We start from the raw sequence: 18,903 nt of genomic DNA, 5'->3' as shown, positions 1-18,903 counted from the left end.
GCGTCGTTGACGCGACTTTTACCCTACAGGGTGCCCCGGCCTGCTTGGTGATCATCACCTTACGTACGAAACGGGCACCCGGCGCGCTCGCCGGATGCCCGTTCCCGTGGGTTCGTACGCGGATCAGTCCTCGCTGGACGCCGACGGCAGCTCGGCCTGGATCAGGTCCATCACGGAGGAGTCGGCGAGCGTCGTGACGTCACCCACCGCCCGGTTCTCCGCGACGTCGCGCAGGAGGCGGCGCATGATCTTGCCGGAGCGCGTCTTGGGCAGCTCGGCGACCGGCAGGATCCGCTTCGGCTTGGCGATCGGGCCGAGGGCGGTGCCCACGTGGTTGCGCAGGTCCGCGACCAGCGACTCGTCCTCCGCGTTCGCGCTGCCGCGCAGGATCACGAAGGCGACGATGGCCTGACCGGTCGTCTCGTCGGCGGCGCCGACCACGGCGGCCTCGGCGACGGACGGGTGCGAGACGAGCGCGGACTCGACCTCGGTGGTCGAGATGTTGTGCCCGGAGACGAGCATGACGTCGTCGACCCGGCCGAGCAGCCAGATGTCGCCGTCCTCGTCCTTCTTGGCACCGTCACCGGCGAAGTACTTGCCCTCGAAGCGCGACCAGTACGTGTCGATGAACCGCTGGTCGTCGCCCCAGATGGTGCGCAGCATCGACGGCCACGGCTCGGTGAGGACGAGATAGCCGCCCCCGCCGTCGGGTACTTCGTTGGCCTCGTCGTCGACGACGGTCGCGGAGATGCCGGGCAGGGCGCGCTGGGCGGAGCCCGGCTTGGCCTCGGTGACGCCCGGCAGCGGCGAGATCATGATCGCGCCGGTCTCGGTCTGCCACCAGGTGTCCACGACGGGGCACTTGTCGGCGCCGATGTTCTTCCGGTACCAGACCCAGGCCTCGGGGTTGATCGGCTCACCGACCGACCCGAGCACGCGCAGGCTGGACAGGTCGAACTTCGCGGGGATGTCGTCGCCCCACTTCATGAACGTACGGATCGCGGTCGGCGCCGTGTAGAGGATCGAGACGCCGTACTTCTGCACGATCTCCCAGAAGCGGCCCTGGTGCGGGGTGTCCGGGGTGCCCTCGTAGATGACCTGCGTCGCACCGTTCGAGAGCGGGCCGTACGTGATGTACGAGTGTCCGGTGACCCAGCCGATGTCGGCGGTGCACCAGTAGACGTCCGTCTCCGGCTTGAGGTCGAAGACCGCGTGGTGCGTGTACGACGCCTGCGTCAGGTAACCGCCCGACGTGTGCAGGATGCCCTTCGGCTTACCCGTCGTACCCGACGTGTACAGGATGAAGAGCGGCTGCTCGGCGTCGAAGGCCTGCGGCGTGTGCTCGGTGGACTGGCGGCCGACCGTCTCGTGCCACCACAGGTCGCGGCCCTCGGTCCAGGCGACGTCCTGCTTGGTGCGCTGCACGACGAGGACCTTCTCGACGGATACGCGGGTCAGCGCCTCGTCGACCGCGGGCTTGAGCGCCGACGGCTTGCCGCGCCGGAAGCCGCCGTCGGAGGTGATGACGACCTTGGCGTCGGCGTCCTCGATGCGCTTGGCGATGGCGTCGGCCGAGAAGCCGCCGAAGACCACCGAGTGCGCGGCGCCGATGCGCGCGCAGGCGAGCATCGAGATGACCGCTTCCGGGATCATCGGCAGGTAGACGGCGACCCGGTCACCGGCCCGAACGCCCAGCTCGGTCAGGGCATTTGCGGCCCGGCTGACCTCGTCCTTGAGCTCGGCGTAGGTGATCGCGCGGCTGTCGCCGGGCTCGCCCTCGAAGTGGATCGCGACGCGGTCGCCGTTTCCTGCCTCTACGTGGCGGTCGACGCAGTTGTACGCGACGTTGAGCTTGCCGTCCTTGAACCACTTGGCGAACGGCGGGTTCGACCAGTCGAGCGTCTCGGTCGGCTCGGTGTCCCAGGTCAGGCGGCGGGCCTGCTCGGCCCAGAAACCGAGCCGGTCAGCCTTGGCCTGCTCGTACGCCTCGGCCGTGACGTTGGCGTTCGCGGCCAGGTCAGCGGGCGGCGCGAAGCGTCGCTCCTCCTTCAAGAGGTTGGCCAGGCTTTCGTTGCTCACGACGCTTCTCCCATGCAGTGTTTGTGTCGGAGGCGACCGTTGTGTCCCAGGCCACAGCTCATCAGACCGCGCCCCCTGGTGACAAGGGGGGTCCGCGAACTGGTTTAGACCTGTACGCGTAGGGCTCCCGACCTGGTCGGGAGCCCTACGGTCTCATCTGATTGCACGGAGGCGGGGACGGGTCGGTTCAGGCCCGCGTGGCGCTGCCTTCGTCGAGGCTGCCGTCGAGGGCGGTGGCCGCGACCTGTCCGAAGACCGGGTCGGCCTCGTCGAGCAGATACGCCTGCGCCTCCCCGACGTGGAAGTACATGCCGTGCAGTTCGAGCGCGCCCCGCTCCAGTGCGCGCGCCACGCACTCGTGCTCCCGCAGGTGCTCCAACTGCTGGACGACATTGGTCAGGCAGAGCTGCTCGACCGTGTCGGCGGGCGCCCGCCCCGCGAGCCGCGCCCAGGGCAGCCCCGCGTCGGACATCCGCTCCAGGCTCGGCATCCCGTGCCGCAGCCAGCGCTTGAGCGGTGTGAGCGCCCCGGGGCCGCTCGGAGGGCTGCTCAACAGTGCCTGCATCGCCCCGCATCCGGAGTGCCCGCACACGGTGATGGACTGCACCTCGAGCACGTCCACGGCGTACTCGATGGCGGCGGCCACCGAGTCGTCCGCGCTCTCGGCGCCGGGCAGGGGCACGAGGTTGCCCACATTCCGCACGACGAAGAGATCGCCAGGGCCGCTCGACGTGATCATCGACGTGACGAGCCGGGAGTCGGCGCACGTCAGGAACAGCTGCGTGGGCTTCTGCCCCTCGCGCGCGAGCCGCGCCAGCTCCTCGCGCACCAGCGGCGCCGTATTGCGCTGGAACGCGCTGATCCCGGTGGCCAGTTGATGCCCGCCGGCCCGCCGCGGCTCGATGGCCTCGGGCTGCGCCGCCCGGTCGTGCGAGGGCCGGTCGCAGTGGTGGTTGCGCCACGGCGTCCAAGGGCGGCAGCAGGTGTGGCTGGCGCGCGCGGGTTCGGCGATCCTGGCCCCTCCCCGCCCGGCCACCTCGACCTTGCCGCCCTGCGTGGTGTGCGACTTCTGCCAGTCCTGCAGTGCCTCGTACGCGGCGTGGTCCATGAAGGACCCGTCCAGCTCCACGACGCAGTCCGCGCCGTGCGGCACCTGGTGCAGGGTCCGGCTGAGCCGGGGCACCGCGAGGAACGTCAACTGCCCACGTACGCGCACGTGGTGGACGCCGCGGGGATCCACCTCGTGCGTGATGCGGGTGCGCGCGAGGCGGTGCAGGGCGACGCCGACGGCGACCGCGACACCGAGCCCGACGCCTTCGAGCACGCCGAAGACGACGACGCCGAGGGTGGTGACCGCGTACACCAGGACCTCACGGTGGCGGGTGACCGTGCGGATGTGGTTCAGGGACACCATCTGGATGCCGACCGCCATCACCAGCGCGGCGAGCGCGGCGAGCGGGATCAGCTCCAGGACGGGGACCAGGAGCAGCGTGGCGGCTACTACCCAAACGCCGTGCAGGATCGAGGAGTTCCCGCTCACGGCGCCCGCGTTCACGTTCGCCGTACTGCGTACCGCGACCCCGGCGACGGGCAGCCCGCCGAGCGATCCGGAGACGATGTTCGACGCGCCCTGCGCGAGCAGCTCCCGGTCCAGGTTCGAGCGGCGCATCGAGGGCGGCAGGTCCGAGCGCTTGGCGGTCATCTTGTCCACGGCGACCGCCCCGAGCAGCGACTGCACGCTGCACACGAGCGTGGTCGTCAGGACGGCGGCGACGAGGCCGAGCACGGGCCCGTCCGGCAGCCCGGCGAGCGCGTGGCTGCTCCAGGAGGGCAGGTCGACCTCGGGCAGGCTGAGCCCGAGCAGCGCGGCGGTCACGCTCGCGGCGGTCACGGCGATGAGCGCGGCCGGCAGCTTGCGCGCGAAGCGGCCGATCCGCCCCGGGATGCGAGGCCAGGCGAGCAGCACGGTGAGCGTGAGCGCGCTGACGCCCAGGGCGGCGGGCTGGGCGTCAGCCAACTGCTGTGGCAGGGATGCCACGTTGGCGAGCACGGAGCTCTCGGGGTTGCCGCCGAGCATGATGTGCAACTGGGCGACGGCGATGGTGACACCGATGCCGGCGAGCATGCCGTGGACGACGGCGGGGCTGACGGCGAGGGCGCTGCGGGCCACCCGTAGGCAGCCGAGGCCGAGTTGCGCGAGACCGGCGAGGACGGTGATGGCGCAGGTGGTCCGCCATCCGTAGCGCTGGATCAGCTCGGCGGTGACGACGGTGAGGCCCGCGGCGGGCCCGCTGACCTGGAGCGGCGCTCCGCCGACGCAGCCGGCGACGATGCCGCCGACGGCGGCGGCGACGAGCCCCGACTCGAGGGGCGCGCCGGTCGCGAGGGCGATGCCCAGGGACAGCGGCAGGGCGATGAGGAAGACCGCGATGGACGCGGAGAGGTCGGCTCCCGCGATGCGGAAGCGGCGGCGCTTTGGCGGTGGACTGTGTGCGGTGCGGGCGGCGTCCGAGGGCTCGCCCGTCCGGCCGGAGTCACTGGTGTGGGTGGATACGCAGGCTGACATGGTTTCCCGTCTCCTCCGGGGTGCAGCGCGGTCGCGGAATGTGGGGTGACCCCTTGCGGTGGGCGGGGTCGATCGCGGCCGTGGTTCACGGCGTGCAGCGGCGGGATGAAATCAACGCTCAGTAGCGGTCGGTAAATGAATAGTAATGCAGAGTAAAGATTGTGGCCGGATAAAAGGTGCAAATGGGTTACTGGTTCACGCTCAGTAGTGAATAAGAAGGCTTGTCGGCTTGTCGGACTAATTCGGTCCGGCCCTCGTGTCACCGTGGCGGCGATGTCCATGCATACCGGGCATTCATCTCTTTTCACCGCCACACAAGCCGACTCCAGGAAGAAGGTGGGCGGAAGATGGCCGCCACCCACAGGACCGCCGCGAAGCGGCTCGCCGCGGGCATCACCGCCGCCGCGGCGTGCGCCGCGGCACTCGCCGGATGCGCCACCGGGAAAACCGGCGGATCCAGTGAGCACCGCACCGAGAAGACCAAGCCCCAGCAGGGCGCCCCCGGTCCGAAGAAGGCCAAGCCGGGCAGCGCGATCAAGCTGATCGGCGACGGCTCGACCGCGTACACCGGGCGGCAGCCGAACCTGCCACGGGCCGAGCGCCTCAGACCGGGGCAGAAGCCGCCGCAGTTCGTGGTCTTCTCCTGGGACGGCGCGGGCGAGGACAGCCAGAAGCTCTTCTCGCACTTCCGCAAGGTCGCGAAGGAGAACAACGCGACCATGACGTACTTCCTGAGCGGCGTGTACCTGCTCCCGGAGGGCAAGGCGGGCAAGTACCACGCGCCGCAGCACTCGGCCGGCCGCTCGGACATCGGCTTCAACGACGCCAAGGGAATCAAGGACACCGTCGAGCAACTGCGCGGCGCCTGGCTCGAGGGCAACGAGATCGGCACCCACTTCAACGGCCACTTCTGCGGCAAGAACGGTGGAGTGGGCCAGTGGTCGGTGGCCGAGTGGAAGAGCGAGATCAAGCAGGCCAAGTCGTTCGTGAAGGGCTGGAAGTCCAACTCGGGCCTGAACCGGTCCGCGCCGCTTCCCTTCGACTACGACAAGGAGCTCATCGGCGCCCGCACCCCCTGCCTGGAGGGCAAGGACAACTTCACGCGCGCCGCGAGCGAGCTCGGCTTCCGCTACGACACCAGCGGCGTCAACAACCAGGTCTGGCCCAAGAAGAAGAACGGCCTGTGGGACCTGTCGATGCAGCTCGTCCCGTTCAAGGGCCACTCCTACGAGCAGCTGACCATGGACTACAACTTCATGGTCAACCAGTCCGGCACGGCGACCCAGGGCGACCCCGCGAAGCGCGAGTACTGGGGTGACCAGATGCGCGACAGCCTGCTCGCGGGCTTCGAACGCGCCTACAAGGGCAACCGCGCGCCGCTCGTCATCGGCAACCACTTCGAGTCCTGGAACGGCGGCACCTACATGCGCGCCGTCGAGGAGACGGTCGAGCGGGTCTGCAAGAAGCCCGACGTCCGCTGCGTCTCCTTCCGGCAGCTCACCGACTGGCTCGACGCCCAGGACCCGAAGACCCTGAAGAAGCTCGGCGGCCTCGGTGTGGGCGAGAGCCCGAAGAAGGGCTGGGAGTCCTACCTCGGTGGCAAGCGGGCCCCGGCCCCGAAGGGGGTACCGGGAGCCCCGGCCGCCAAGTCGTAGGCACCGTCCGGCACTTGCTCAGGCAGTAGCCGCGACGCTCTCCCGCAGGACGAAGTCGGGGTCGACCTGGGACGCCAGGTCGACCCCGGTTTTCTCGTTGCCCCAGCTCTGGGCGTTCTTCAGGTGGAAGTGGACCATCTGGCGCGTGTAGCGCTCCCAGTCGCGAACCTCGTACGTGGCGTCGGCCGCGTCCTGAAGTGCTTGCAGGGAAGCCTTGTTGGTCGCCTCCAGGAGCTCGAAACGCGGCGGGCGGCCCTTCTCCATGGCGCGCACCCAGTCCGAGTGCCCGACGGTGACGAGCAGGTCGTCGCCGACCTCGGAGCGCAGGAACTCCAGGTCGTCCTCGTCCCGCACCTTGTTCCCCACCACCTTCAGGTCGATCCCAAAGTCCCGTGCGTAATCCTTGTACTGGCGATAGACCGAGACACCCTTGCGGGTCGGCTCGGCCACCAGGAACGTCATGTCGAAGCGGGTGAACATGCCCGAGGCGAAGGAGTCGGAGCCCGCGGTCATGTCGACCACCACGTACTCGCCCCGGCCGTCGACGAGGTGGTTCAGGCACAGCTCCACCGCTCCGGTCTTGGAGTGGTAGCAGGCGACACCGAGATCGGCCTCGGTGAAGGGCCCGGTGACCATCAAACGCACGGCCTGGCCGTCGAGTTCCACATCACGGGCGCACGCGTCGTACACCGGATTGTTCTCGCGCACCCGAAGCAGCCGCGAGCCCTCGCCGGGCGGCGTGGTCTTGATCATCGTGTCGGCCGAGGCGATCCGCGGGTTCGAGCCGCGCAGATAGTCCTTGATCAGGGGCAGCCGGGCCCCCAGCGCGGGCAGCTCGCCCGCGACGCCCTCGTCGAGCCCGAGCGCGGCCCCGAGGTGCTGATTGATGTCGGCGTCGACGGCGATGACCGGGGACCCGGTGCCGGCGAGGTGGCGGATGAACAGTGAGGACAGCGTGGTCTTGCCACTGCCGCCCTTCCCCACGAAAGCGATCTTCATGTTCACGAACGGTATCGGTATGGTCGCTGTCCGTGTCGACGTGGCGTGAAGAAGACCACTCCTTCGTGGGGCGGCGCCGCGTGGCCCGTAGGGTCGTACTCATGAGTACGACAGCCGACCCCCTCGCCGCCCTGGCCGACCTGCCGGGTGTGGCCGATTCCGTGGACTCCGTGCGCAAGGCTGTGGACCGGGTCTACGGGCACCGGGTCATGCGGCGTCGCAGCAACGAGATCACGTCCGAGGCGGCACTGCGCGGGGCGCGCGGCAGCGCGGCGCTCTCCGGTGCCGACTGGCCGCTCGAAGAGGTGCGCAGGCGCACCGACTTCAGTGGCGCCGACGGCGACAAGGAAGCGCCCACGGTCGGCGCGTCCCTGCGGTTGACCGCCGAGGCCGGTCAACTGCTCTCCATCTGGCGGCAGTCGCCGCTGCGGGTGCTCGCGCGTCTCCACCTGGTCGCGGCGGCCGACAAGAGCGACGCGGTGGGTCGGCCGCGCCTCGGGGGCGAGCCGGTCGACGAGCCGCTCGTCGAACTTCCGGTGCCGGACGCCGAGGAGGTGGCGGGCCGCCTGGAGGGGCTCTCGCAGCTGATCATCGCCGAGAGTGCGGCTCCGGCCCTGGTGAACGCCGCCATCGTGCACGGCGAGCTGCTCGCCCTGCGTCCCTTCGGCTCGCACAACGGCCTGGTCGCACGCGCCGCCGAGCGCATCGTCCTGGTGGGCAGCGGCCTCGACCCGAAGTCCGTCTGCCCGGCGGAGCTGGGCCATGCCGAACTCGGCCGGGCGTCCTACGCGGCCGCACTCGACGGCTACGTATCCGGTACGCCGGAGGGAATGGCGGCCTGGATCACCCACTGCGGCAAGGCGATCGAGCTGGGTGTCAGGGAGTCGACGGCCGTCTGTGAGGCGCTCCAGCGGGGTGCCGCGTAGCGGAAGAGGCCCGACACAAGGGTTGCGGCGGTACGAGAATTCGTACCGCCGCTGGCATGTTCACCGGGTTACCAAGCGTCCTCGAAGTGTTGCCCATCAGGTCGGGTTCTTTGCCCGTCGCCTGGTGCGGCTGGCCCGTAATCGACGGGTCGACGTCGCGTGGGTGCTCGGTGTTCATGCATCGGTCCGTGGGGCCTTTTTGCGGTTGAAGGTGTCCTCTCGGATGTCCTTGGTCTCGCGGGCCGTTGAATCCTTTGTACTCCTCCCCCGGGGGAAGCGGAAGCCCTGGCCGCACTTCTTTACTTTTAGGTTCAAATGGGGCGAACCGGGGGCCTCAATGGGCGCCCGACGTCGCACGACGCCGGCTCGCGTACCAGACAAGGCCGGCCGTGACCGCGGCCGCGCCGACCCCGGCCGCCGCGAGCAGCGCGGGCCGTGAGGGCGCGGACAGGTGGGGCAGGCGCTGCTTGAGCCGCACCGGCTTGTGGAAGTCGAGGATCGGCCACCCGCGCGCGAGTGCCTCGCGGCGCAGCGCCCGGTCCGGATTGACGGCATGCGGATGCCCGACCGAGCTGAGCATCGGCAGATCCGTCGCCGAGTCGCTGTACGCGTAGCAGCGCGCGAGGTCGTACCCCTCGGAGCGCGCCAGCTCCTTGATGGCCTCCGCCTTCGTCGGCCCGTACGCGTAGTACTCCACCTCGCCCGTGAAGCAGCCGTCGTCGCCCACGACCATGCGGGTGGCGATCACCCGGTCCGCACCGAGGAGCTCGCCGACCGGCTCGACCACCTCGGCGCCGGATGTGGAGACGATGACCACATCGCGCCCGGCGGTGTGGTGCTCCTCGATGAGGGACGCCGCCTCGTCGTAGATGATCGGGTCGATCAGATCGTGCAGCGTCTCGGCGACGATCTCCTTCACCTGCTGCACGTTCCAGCCGCGGCAGAGCGCCGAGAGATACTCGCGCATCCGCTCCATCTGGTCGTGGTCGGCGCCGCCGGCGAGGAACACGAACTGGGCGTACGCGGTGCGCAGTACGGCCCTCCGGTTGATCAGCCCGCCTTGGTAGAACGACTTGCTGAACGTGAGTGTGCTCGACTTAGCGATGACCGTCTTGTCCAGGTCAAAGAACGCCGCTGTACGAGGCGTGGAGTGAGGCAAGGAGTGGTTTTCCACGAGGCCGAGCATAGGCGCCAACCATTCGGCGTAAGCTGTGGCGCGTGGGTTTGCTTGAGAAGGCTCTCGGGTACACCATGGAAGTCACGGATCGTTCGCGACCGTGCTAACCCGGTCTGGCTCCTCCCCCCCCGAGTCGGACCGTGGGGACGACCCCCGCTCTCCCCCCCGGCGGGGGTCGTCGCATGTCCGGACCCGTTTTCGGGTCCTTTTTTCATGCCCGAACAGGGGGTTTCGAAGGCTCGCGCGCCTCGGACGCCGCGCCCGGCTCTGCTCACGCTGTGTGACCGTCGGGCTGCTCTGTGGACAGTTCCATGCCCCGTTCAAGGTGTCACCGGTATGAGTGACCGGGATATTCACAAGCCTTCTCGCGTCCACAGTTATTGACCAAGATCCACACGTTTTCCGGGATCGCTGCACGGTGATTCCGCACGCGAAGTTCAGATCCGTGTTCATGGCCGGTTTGTTATGGCCGAGCCGTGGCGGATGCGCGGTATTCGGAGCCTTGGGCACCGCCGACTTCACGTGCGGAACGGATCGTCCGCATGGGCGGGCGAGCGCGGCGAGAGGGGGACCGGACCATGGCGGGAGTCATCGAGTGCGACGCGCGGGACGTGCGACGCGCCCCGTTGATCGTGACGGAGGACGTGGAACTGCTGGACGACCTGCTGCGGCTGTGCGCAGCGGCGGGTGTACGGCCGGAGGTCGGGCACGGGGCGCCGGCGGGCAGAGGGGGCTGGGGCGGCTGGGAATCGGCGCCGCTCGTGCTGGTCGGGGACGATGCCGCGGGGCGGCTGCGCGGGGTGTCCCGACGGCGTGGCGTGATCTTGGTTGGGCGTGATCAGGACGATTCCGGGGTGTGGCGGCGGGCCGTGGAGATCGGCGCCGACCATGTGCTCGTCCTGCCCGACGGCGAGCAGTGGCTGATGGACCGGATCGCCGATGTCGCCGAGGGAGTGGGGCGGCCCGCCCTGACCGTCGGGGTGCTCGGCGGACGCGGCGGGGCCGGGGCCTCCACGCTCGCCTGCGCGCTGGCCGTGGCGTCCGCGCGGTCGGGGCGGCGCACCCTCCTGGTCGACGCGGACCCGCTCGGTGGCGGACTCGATGTGCTGCTCGGCGGCGAGGCGGTGGACGGGCTGCGCTGGCCCGCCTTCGCCGAGTCGCGGGGCCGGGTCGGCAGCACGGCCCTGGAGGAGTCGCTGCCCCGGCTGCACGATCTGCGGGTGCTCAGCTGGGACCGCGGCGATCTCGTGGCGGTGCCCTCGGAGGCGGTGCGGGCGGTGCTCGCGGCCGGGAGGCGCAGGGGCGGCGTCGTCGTGGTGGATCTGCCGCGCCGGGTCGACGCCGGATCCGTCGAGGCCCTGGCCCAGCTCGACCTGGGGCTGCTCGTGGTGCCACCGGAGCTGCGGGCCGTGGCGGCGGCGCGCCGGATGGCGGGGGCGGCGGGGATGGTGCTGCGGGACCTGCGGGTGGTGACGACGCCCGCGGGCGGAGCGGGAGGCCTCGCGGCGGACGAGGTGGCGCGGCTCGTCGGGCTGCCGCTGGCCGGTGAACTGCCCGCGGACGTCGAGGTGTTGAAGGGCGGGCCCCTCGGTCGGTTCTGCGGGGCCTTCTGGGAGCGGATGCCGGTGGCGGCGATGGAGGGGGACGCGGCGTGAACCGGGAGTGCGGGGAGCCGGTCGTGGACGGGCGGCCCGTGGAGAGCGCGCCGGCGGCCGGAGCGGTCGGCGTGCGGACGGTCGAGCAGTGGGTGCGAGGAGGGGTGTCATGAGTGCGGTGGTCGGGGCGCGCATGCTGGACGGCGTACGGCAGTGGCTCGCCGAGAACGGGTCGGAGGCGACGCCAGCGCGCGTGGCCGAGGCGCTGCGGGCGCAGGGCCGGATCCTGGGCGACGCCGAAGTGCTGGGCGCGGCGGGCATGTTGAGGTCGGAGCTGGTGGGCGCGGGGCCGTTGGAGCCGCTGCTCGCCGACCCCTCGGTGACGGACGTCCTGGTGTCGGCGCCGGACAAGGTGTGGGTCGACCGGGGAAGCGGCCTGGAGCCGGCCGACGTGTCCTTCGAAAGCGCCGTCGAGGTGCGGCGTCTTGCGCAGCGGCTCGCGGCCGTCGTGGGGCGCCGCCTGGACGACGCGCGGCCGTGGGTGGACGCCCGGCTGCCCGACGGGACCCGGCTGCACGCGGTGCTGCCACCGATCGCGGCGGGCTGCACCTGTCTGTCCCTGCGGGTCGTGCGGCCCCGGGCCTTCACCCTGGAGGAGCTGACGGCGGCGGGGACGGTGCCGCCGGGCGGCGACCGGGTGCTGCGGGCGCTGCTCGACGCGCGCCTGTCCTTCCTGATCAGCGGCGGTACGGGCACGGGCAAGACGACGTTGCTGAGTGCGCTGCTCGGTCTGGTGGGGCCGGGGGAGCGGATCGTCCTGGCCGAGGACTCCGCCGAGCTGAGGCCGGACCACCCTCATGTCGTCCGCCTCGAATCGCGCCCCGCCAACCAGGAGGGCGCGGGGGCCGTCGGCCTCGACGACCTGGTCCGGCAGGCGCTGCGGATGCGGCCCGACCGGCTCGTGGTGGGCGAGGTGCGCGGCGCCGAGGTGGTCTCGCTCCTGGCCGCGCTCAATACGGGCCACGAAGGCGGTTCCTGCACCGTTCACGCCAACGCGGCGAGCGATGTCCCGGTGCGCCTCGAGGCACTGGGAACGGCGGCCGGACTCGACCGGGCGGCGCTGCACAGCCAACTGGCCGCGGCGGTCTCCGTGGTCCTGCACCTCGTACGGGACCGGGGCGGACGGCGCCGCATCGCCCAGGTCCAGGTGCTGGAGCGGGACACGGAGGGCTGGGTACGGGCGGTACCGGCGCTGGAGTGGGGCGAGCGGGGGTTCGTGGAGAGGGCGGGGTGGGAGCGGCTCGGTGGGTTGTTGGGGGTGCGGGTGGGGTGAGGCGGGGGTGGTTGTGGGGCGTCGGGTGAGGGGCTTGAGGTGGTGGTCGTCTATGGCCCTGGAGTGAGGGCGCGTGTCCGTGCGGTGCGGGTCAGAAGGTGCGTGGGTCGGTGGGGTTGGTGGAGAGGGGTGTGTGGGTGTGAGTGGTGGGGTCTTGGGTGCTGGTTTCGGAGTGGTGACGGCCGCGTTGGGGGCGGTGGTCGTGATGCGGGCGGTGCAGGTGCGGGAGTTGGAGGTGCGGCGGGCCCGGAGGGTGTTGGGGGTCGGCGCGGACTTCGGGGTGTGGTCCGGGTGGCCGGGAGTGGGCGAGCGGTGGTGGGCGTGGGTGCGGGCGCGGCCCGAATGGTGGTGCGCGGTCGGCGGGTTGGTGGTCGGGATCGCCGGTGCCTCGGTGCTGCCGGTGGTGCTCGGCGTGTGTGCCGTGCCCGGAGTGGGACGGCTACGCGTGGCCGGGGCGGCGCGTCGGGGGAAGGAGCGGCGCGGGGAGGCGGTGATCCGGCTGTGCGGGCTGTTGGCGGGTGAGGTGCGGGCCGGGCGGCAGCCGGGGGATGCGCTGGTGGTGGCGGTGCGGGGGTCGGGGGCGTTGACCGGCGCGGGGAGCGCGGCCGTGGTGGCGGCGGCCCGGTTCGGTGGGGATGTGCCCGGGGCCCTGAGAGTGGCGGCGCGGGAGCCGGGGGCCGAGGGGTTGAACGGGTTGGCGGCGTGCTGGCGGGTGGCGGTGGACCGGGGCGCGGGCCTTGCGTCCGGTCTCGAACGGCTCGCGGACGCGCTGCGTGCTGAGCGGGATCAACGGGCGGACTTCAGGGCCCAGTTGGCGGGCCCTTCGTCGACCACGGTGATGCTCGCCGGGCTCCCCGTGTTCGCGCTGCTGCTCGGGGCGGGCATGGGGGCGCGGCCCCTGCGGGTGCTGCTGCACACGTGGCCCGGGGTCGGCTGTCTGGTGGTGGGCGGGGCGTTGGAAGCCGCCGGGTTGTGGTGGGCGATGCGGATCGTGCGAGGGGCGGAGGGGTGAGGGGCGATGAACGTTGTCCACAGGCTGGGGGCGGTGCTGTGCATCGCGGTGATGGTGATGTGGCTGGTGAGGGAGGTCGCGGCGCGGCGGGCCGAGCGGGCGTTGCGGAAGCGGGTCCGGCTCGTGTTCGAGGTGGCCGCGGCGGAGTCGGCGCGGCGGGCCGTGGGGCTGCCGGCCGTGGTGCGGCGGTGGGTGCCGGTCGCGGGGGCGGTGTGTGCCGGGTTCGTGCTGGTGGGCGGGGTGGCCGGGGTCGTGGTCGGGGTGGTCTGCGGGGTGGGGGTGTGGCGGTGGTGGCGCGTCCGGGAGGAGGGCGTGAGAGCCGGGTCGGGGGCGGCGGTGAGGGGTGCGGCCGTACGTCAACTGCCCCTGGCCTGCGACCTCTTGGCGTCCTGCTTGGCGGCGGGAGCCGGGCCCGTGGAGGCGGCGCGGGCGGTTGGTGAGGCGCTGGGCGGGCCCGTCGGGCGGGGGCTCGAGCGGGGCGCGGCGCAGGTGCGGCTCGGGGGCGAACTGGGTCTGGCGTGGCGTGAGTTGGCGGCAGTGCCGGGGGCCGATGGGCTGGTCCGGCTGTTGGAGCGGGCGGGCGAGTCCGGGGCTCCGGCGGCGGCTCCGGTGGCGCGGTTCGCCACGGAGTGCCGGGCCGAGCGGGGGCGTCGGGCGACCACGGTGGCGCGCAGGGCCGCGGTGGCGATCACGGCGCCGGTGGGCCTGTGCTTCCTGCCCGCGTTCCTGGTGGTGGGGGTGGTGCCGGTGGTGATCGGGCTGGGAGGAGGGGTCTTTGGAGGGAGATGAGGCGGGGGTGGCCCTGTTGATGACTGATGACTGATGGCTGATGGCTGTTCGAGTGAATAACGCTATGAATCAAGGGAGTTGGCATGAGTGGAACGCGTGTGGGGCGGGTCTGGGGCGAGTGGCTGCGCGGAGGGGCTCTTCGATGGGCGAGGTCGGTGCGGTCCGGGCGGCGGGACGCCGGAATGGTCAGTGCCGAGTACGCGGTGGGGCTGATCGCGGCGGTGGGCTTCGCCGGGGTGCTGTACCAGGTGGTGACGAGCGACGTGGTGCAGTCGGCGCTGCAGTCCTTGGTGGCGAAGGCGCTCCATGGCTCGTTCTGAGCCCCGTCGTGACCGGGGTTTCGTGACGGCGGAGGCGGCCGTGGTGCTGCCGGTGCTCGTGGCGTTCACGATGGCGCTGGTCTGGGTGGTGCTCGCGGCGTCGGCGCAGATCAGGTGCGTGGACGCCGCGCGGGCCGGGGCCAGGGCGGTGGCCCGGCAGGAGCCCAGGGGCGCCGCGGTGGCGGCGGCGCGGGAGGCCGCGCCGCCGGGTGCGCGGGTCGCGGTCGGCCGGGAGGGCGATCTGGTGCGGGTGACGGTGCGGGCGAGGTCTGTTGGGCCGGGAGCGCTCGGGGTGGAACTGGGCGCGGAGGCCGTGGCGGCGGCGGAGGAGGAGGCGACGTGAGGGGGCGGGGCGACCGCGGGTCGGCGACCGTATGGGTCGCGATGGCGATGGCCGCGGTGGGCGTGGTGGTCGGGGCGGTACTGGCCATGGGGCAGGCGATCGAGGCCCGACACCGCGCGGGCTCGGCGGCGGACCTGGCGGCGCTTGCGGCGGCGGACCACTGGGCGGACGGGAGAACGAAGGCGTGCGCGCTGGCCGGGCGGGTGGCGCGGGCGCAGGGGGCGGATGTGGTGCGGTGCGCCCTGCGCGGGGAGGTGTCGAACGTGACCGCGACGGCGGGCCACGGGGCGTTCCGCTCGGAGGTCCGGGCACGGGCGGGCCCACCGGGCCCGACGCCGTCGTGAGGTGCGCGCGGCACCGGGGGCCGCCTTGCCCACCCTGCCGCCCAAGGCGGGGCGGCAGCCGCCCGATGCGCCCCAGGCGGCGGGTGGGCAATTCAAGCCCCGCTTTGGGACGAGACTCGCGGGGTCCGGGGCGGAGCCCCGAGTCCGTAACGCCGGTTCGGCAAAATCAGCCCCGCCGGCGTTTGAGGCGCGGGGTCCGGGGCGGAGCCCCGTGGCGTAGGAGCGGTCGACCGCAACGGAACGGCCGAGGCGCACCCACCTACCCCGCCGCCCCCTCCAGCAGCACCGACAGGAGCCGCACCGCCCCCCGCTTGTGCAACGGCTCGTTGCCGTTGCCGCACTTCGGGGACTGGATGCACGAGGGGCAACCGGCATCGCAGTCGCAGGAGGCGATGGCCTCACGGGTGGCGGTCAGCCACTCGCGGGCGGTGTGGAAGGCGCGTTCGGCGAAGCCCGCGCCGCCGGGATGACCGTCGTAGACGAAGACCGTGGGAAGGAGCGTGTCCGGATGGAGCGGCATCGAGACGCCACCGATGTCCCAGCGGTCGCACGTGGCGAAGAGGGGCAGCAGGCCGATGGAGGCGTGTTCGGCGGCGTGCAGGGCGCCGCCGAGGATCTCGGGGTTCACGCGGGCCGCATCCAGCTGGTCCTCCGTGACCGTCCACCACACCGCGCGGGTGCGCAGCGTACGAGGAGGGAGATCGAGCTTGGTCTCGCCGAGGACCTCGCCGGTGATGAGTCGGCGGCGGAGGTAGCCCACGACCTGGTTCGTGACCTCGACCGAGCCGTAGCACAACCTGCCGTCGCCCCAAGGGACTTCGACGTCGGTCTCCAGGATGGAGATGGCCGTGGTGTCGCGGGCGGTGGTCGAGTAGGTGGGGTTCGCTGTTTCGACCAGGGCGACGTTGTCGTCGAGGTCGAGCTTCTTCACCACGTACGTGCGGCCCTGGTGGAGGTGGACCGCTCCGTCGTGGACCGTGGTGTGGGACGAGCCCGCGTCGACCGTGCCGAGCAGCCGGCCCGTGCCGGCCTCGACGACCTGCACAGGAGGACCGCCCTCGCCGCGGATGTCCGCCAGGTCCGCCGCGGACTCGCGGCGCGTCCAGTGCCAGGCCTTCGTGGCGTTGCGGCGCCGCAGCAGCTTCGCCGCCTCCAGTTGCGGAAGGAGTTCCTCGGTCGCCGGGCCGAACAGCTTCAAGTCGGGTTCCGTCAGCGGGATTTCCGCCGCCGCCGCGCACAGGTGCGGAGCCAGGACGTACGGGTTGTCCGGGTCGAGGACCGTCGACTCGACCGGCTGGTCGAAGAGGGCCTCGGGGTGGTGGACCAGATACGTGTCCAGGGGGTCGTCGCGGGCCACCAGGACCGCCAGCGCCCCCTGGCCCGAGCGCCCGGCCCGGCCGGCCTGCTGCCACAGGGACGCGCGCGTACCGGGGTAGCCGGAGATCAGTACGGCGTCCAACCCCGAGACGTCGATGCCGAGTTCGAGGGCGGTGGTGGCGGCGAGGCCGAGCAGCTCGCCGGAGTGCAGGGCCGCTTCGAGGGCGCGGCGTTCCTCGGAGAGATAGCCGCCGCGATAGGCCGCGACCCGCCGGGCGAGCGAGCGGTCGACCTCGGCGAGCCGCTCCTGCGCGATCACCGAGATCAGCTCGGCGCCACGCCGGGAGCGTACGAAGGCGACGGAGCGCACGCCCTGGACCGCGAGGTCGGTCAGGAGGTCCGCCGTCTCGGCCGTCGCCGTGCGCCGCACCGGAGCGCCCTTCTCGCCCTGCATCTCCGTCAACGGGGGCTCCCAGAGCGCGAAGACCAGCTCGCCGCGCGGGGAGGCGTCGTCCGCGACCTCGAGGACCGGCAGACCCGTCAACCGCTGGGCGGAGGCGGCCGGTTCGGCCGAAGTGGCCGAGGCCAGCAGGAAGACCGGGTCGGAGCCGTAGCGGGCACATATGCGGCGCAGTCTTCGCAGCACCTGCGCCACGTGCGAGCCGAAGACGCCGCGATACGTGTGGCACTCGTCGATCACGACGTACTTGAGCGCCTTGAGGAAGGAGGACCAGCGCGGGTGCGAGGGCAGGATGCCCCGGTGCAGCATGTCCGGGTTGGTGAGGACGTAGTTCCCGAACTGGCGTACCCACTCGCGTTCCTCGAACGGGGTGTCGCCGTCGTAGACCGCTGGCCGAATCGCCGTACCGAGCGGTTGTGAAAGTTCCTTCACCGATCGGCACTGGTCCGCCGCGAGCGCCTTCGTCGGGGAGAGGTAGAGCGTGGTCGCGCCGCGCCCGTTCGGTGCCTCGGATCCGTCGAGCAGGGTCGACAGGACCGGGACCAGATACGCGAGCGACTTGCCGGAGGCCGTGCCGGTGGCGACGACCACCGAATCGCCGTCCAGGGCGTGCTCCGCCGCGAGTGCCTGGTGGGCCCAGGGGTGCGCGATTCCGGCGGTCTGTACGGCCGCGATGACCTCGGATCGGATCCGATCGGGCCAGACGGCATGACGGCCGGGGCGAGGGGGCAAGTGCTCCGTATGGGTGATGCGCGCAGCCCTGCTCGGACCCGAGGCGAGCCGGTCCAGGACCGCACCGGGAGAGGGGCGGTCTGGGGCGGATGCCGAGGGTCGATCGGATCGGTGATTCTTGGCCATCGGCACCGAGTGTGTCACTGGCGTGACGGACAATGCTCTCAAGGCGTCGTGCACGCCTGCCGGTAAGTGATTGAATGCCATCGCGGCTGGCGAACCGTCCCGGGGGATCAAGCCGAGGTGTCCCCGAGGGGCGACCGCTCGATAGCAAGGTGCTGGAGGATCCGTGGACCTGTCCCTGTCGACCCGTACCGTCGGCGATCGTACGGTCGTCGAGGTCGGTGGCGAAATCGATGTATATACCGCGCCCAAGCTGCGCGAGCAGCTGGTCGAGCTGGTGAACGACGGCAGTTTCCACCTTGTCGTCGACATGGAGGGCGTGGATTTCCTCGACTCCACCGGGCTCGGCGTGCTGGTCGGCGGCCTGAAGCGCGTGCGTGCCCATGAGGGCTCGCTGCGCCTGGTGTGCAACCAGGAGCGCATTCTCAAGATCTTCCGTATCACCGGACTGACCAAGGTGTTCCCGATCCACACCTCGGTCGAGGAAGCCGTCTCGGCGACCGACTGATCCGGTTGATGCCGGTGGCGACACCGGCGGAGACAAGGGGATCGGGCGGCCCAGGCCGGCCGGTCCCCGGGAGCACGCTCGTACAACCGTGGGCCCGTCTGTCCGAGGGGGATGCATGGCCACTGTCGAACTCCGCTTCAGCCCTCTGCCCGAGCACGTCAGGACGGCCCGTCTGGTGGCGGCAGCCGTGGCGCGCAGGTCGGGCGTGGACGAGGCCGTGCTCGACGAGGTCAGGCTCGCCGTCGGTGAGGCCTGCAGCCGCGCTGTCGGGCTGCACCAGAGCAGCGGCATCTCGGCGCCGGTGCGGGTGGCCCTGATCGAGGAGGAGAAGCAGTTCTCCATCGAGGTCGGTGACGAGGCGCCGCGCACGCCGCACCAGTCGGACGCGGCGGGCTCCGGCGACGATCTGGAGGCCGAGGGTGAGGACGAGATGGGTCTCGCCGTCATCAGCGGCCTCGTGGACGATGTCGAGGTCACCGCGGAGACGGACGGCGGACTCATTCGGATGAGTTGGCCGACGCTGCCGACGACGCTTCCGTAGCGCGCCGAGCGCTCCGCGCGCTGCCCGGAGATCTTTCGAAGAGGCCCGGTTCACCAGTCGGTGAACCGGGCCTCTTCGGTATTT

Annotated in this window: 16 protein-coding genes; 11 read left to right on the top strand and 5 right to left on the bottom strand. The window is 71.4% G+C overall.

Annotated features, from left to right (window positions below; all coding sequences use genetic code 11):
- Positions 1 to 123: 123 nt before the first annotated feature.
- Together acs and ACYSUO_RS38585 are read right to left on the bottom strand one after the other, a co-directional pair.
- The gene (gene acs, locus ACYSUO_RS38590; protein WP_461780878.1) at positions 124 to 2,079 is read right to left on the bottom strand and encodes an acetate--CoA ligase; all 1,956 of its coding nucleotides are present in this window, start codon (positions 2,077 to 2,079) and stop codon (positions 124 to 126) included.
- Between the two features lie 187 nt (positions 2,080 to 2,266).
- Positions 2,267 to 4,645 (bottom strand): SulP family inorganic anion transporter, encoded by a 2,379-nt coding sequence (locus ACYSUO_RS38585; protein ID WP_461780877.1) that lies wholly within the window; start codon positions 4,643 to 4,645, stop codon positions 2,267 to 2,269.
- Positions 4,646 to 4,992: 347 nt separating this feature from the next.
- Between ACYSUO_RS38585 and ACYSUO_RS38580 the strand changes: the two genes are divergently transcribed.
- A complete protein-coding gene (locus ACYSUO_RS38580) occupies positions 4,993 to 6,300 on the top strand; it encodes a polysaccharide deacetylase family protein (protein ID WP_461780876.1) in 1,308 nt (435 codons plus the stop codon).
- 18 nt (positions 6,301 to 6,318) lie between these two features.
- On the opposite strand, the gene ACYSUO_RS38575 is transcribed toward ACYSUO_RS38580, so the two are convergent.
- Positions 6,319 to 7,299 carry an ATP-binding protein gene (locus ACYSUO_RS38575; RefSeq protein ID WP_461780875.1) on the bottom strand — a complete coding sequence of 327 codons (981 nt, stop codon included), beginning with the start codon at positions 7,297 to 7,299 and terminating at the stop codon, positions 6,319 to 6,321.
- Between the two features lie 101 nt (positions 7,300 to 7,400).
- On the opposite strand from ACYSUO_RS38575, the gene ACYSUO_RS38570 reads away from it, so the two are divergent.
- Positions 7,401 to 8,225: a Fic family protein gene (locus tag ACYSUO_RS38570; RefSeq protein WP_461780874.1), complete on the top strand. Its 825-nt coding sequence runs from the start codon at positions 7,401 to 7,403 to the stop codon at positions 8,223 to 8,225.
- Positions 8,226 to 8,559: 334 nt separating this feature from the next.
- Here the strand turns inward: ACYSUO_RS38570 and ACYSUO_RS38565 are convergent, their stop codons facing one another.
- Complete coding sequence (locus ACYSUO_RS38565) at positions 8,560 to 9,411, bottom strand: HAD family hydrolase (RefSeq protein WP_461780873.1); 852 nt, start codon at positions 9,409 to 9,411, stop codon at positions 8,560 to 8,562.
- 569 nt (positions 9,412 to 9,980) lie between these two features.
- On the opposite strand from ACYSUO_RS38565, the gene ssd reads away from it, so the two are divergent.
- From ssd to ACYSUO_RS38530, 7 genes are all read left to right on the top strand, one after another.
- Positions 9,981 to 11,057 carry a septum site-determining protein Ssd gene (gene ssd / locus ACYSUO_RS38560; protein ID WP_461780872.1) on the top strand — a complete coding sequence of 359 codons (1,077 nt, stop codon included), beginning with the start codon at positions 9,981 to 9,983 and terminating at the stop codon, positions 11,055 to 11,057.
- A 109-nt stretch (positions 11,058 to 11,166) separates the two neighbouring features.
- Complete coding sequence (locus ACYSUO_RS38555; RefSeq protein WP_461780871.1) at positions 11,167 to 12,330, top strand: TadA family conjugal transfer-associated ATPase; 1,164 nt, start codon at positions 11,167 to 11,169, stop codon at positions 12,328 to 12,330.
- 205 nt (positions 12,331 to 12,535) lie between these two features.
- The gene (locus ACYSUO_RS38550; RefSeq protein ID WP_461780907.1) at positions 12,536 to 13,342 is read left to right on the top strand and encodes a type II secretion system F family protein; all 807 of its coding nucleotides are present in this window, start codon (positions 12,536 to 12,538) and stop codon (positions 13,340 to 13,342) included.
- A gap of 6 nt (positions 13,343 to 13,348) precedes the next feature.
- Positions 13,349 to 14,131: a type II secretion system F family protein gene (locus ACYSUO_RS38545; protein ID WP_461780870.1), complete on the top strand. Its 783-nt coding sequence runs from the start codon at positions 13,349 to 13,351 to the stop codon at positions 14,129 to 14,131.
- Positions 14,132 to 14,214: 83 nt separating this feature from the next.
- The gene (locus ACYSUO_RS38540; protein WP_461780869.1) at positions 14,215 to 14,451 is read left to right on the top strand and encodes a DUF4244 domain-containing protein; all 237 of its coding nucleotides are present in this window, start codon (positions 14,215 to 14,217) and stop codon (positions 14,449 to 14,451) included.
- Positions 14,438 to 14,794 (top strand): TadE family type IV pilus minor pilin, encoded by a 357-nt coding sequence (locus ACYSUO_RS38535; protein WP_461780868.1) that lies wholly within the window; start codon positions 14,438 to 14,440, stop codon positions 14,792 to 14,794. Before ACYSUO_RS38540 ends, ACYSUO_RS38535 begins: the two co-directional genes overlap by 14 nt.
- Entirely contained in the window at positions 14,791 to 15,138 is a 348-nt protein-coding gene (locus ACYSUO_RS38530; RefSeq protein WP_461780867.1) for an Rv3654c family TadE-like protein, read from the top strand. Before ACYSUO_RS38535 ends, ACYSUO_RS38530 begins: the two co-directional genes overlap by 4 nt.
- Positions 15,139 to 15,397: 259 nt before the next feature.
- Here the strand turns inward: ACYSUO_RS38530 and ACYSUO_RS38525 are convergent, their stop codons facing one another.
- Positions 15,398 to 17,854, bottom strand: coding sequence for a DEAD/DEAH box helicase (locus ACYSUO_RS38525; RefSeq protein ID WP_461780866.1), 2,457 nt, complete (start codon positions 17,852 to 17,854; stop codon positions 15,398 to 15,400).
- An 82-nt stretch (positions 17,855 to 17,936) separates the two neighbouring features.
- On the opposite strand from ACYSUO_RS38525, the gene bldG reads away from it, so the two are divergent.
- Together bldG and ACYSUO_RS38515 are read left to right on the top strand one after the other, a co-directional pair.
- A complete protein-coding gene (gene bldG, locus ACYSUO_RS38520) occupies positions 17,937 to 18,278 on the top strand; it encodes an anti-sigma factor antagonist BldG (protein WP_125514212.1) in 342 nt (113 codons plus the stop codon).
- Between the two features lie 115 nt (positions 18,279 to 18,393).
- Complete coding sequence (locus ACYSUO_RS38515; RefSeq protein ID WP_461780865.1) at positions 18,394 to 18,819, top strand: ATP-binding protein; 426 nt, start codon at positions 18,394 to 18,396, stop codon at positions 18,817 to 18,819.
- The last annotated feature ends 84 nt before the right edge of the window (positions 18,820 to 18,903 follow it).

The sequence above is a fragment of the Streptomyces sp. UC4497 genome (assembly GCF_054871485.1).
Note: the sequence above shows the minus strand (reverse complement) of the source record. Positions and strands in the feature narration are given on the sequence as shown.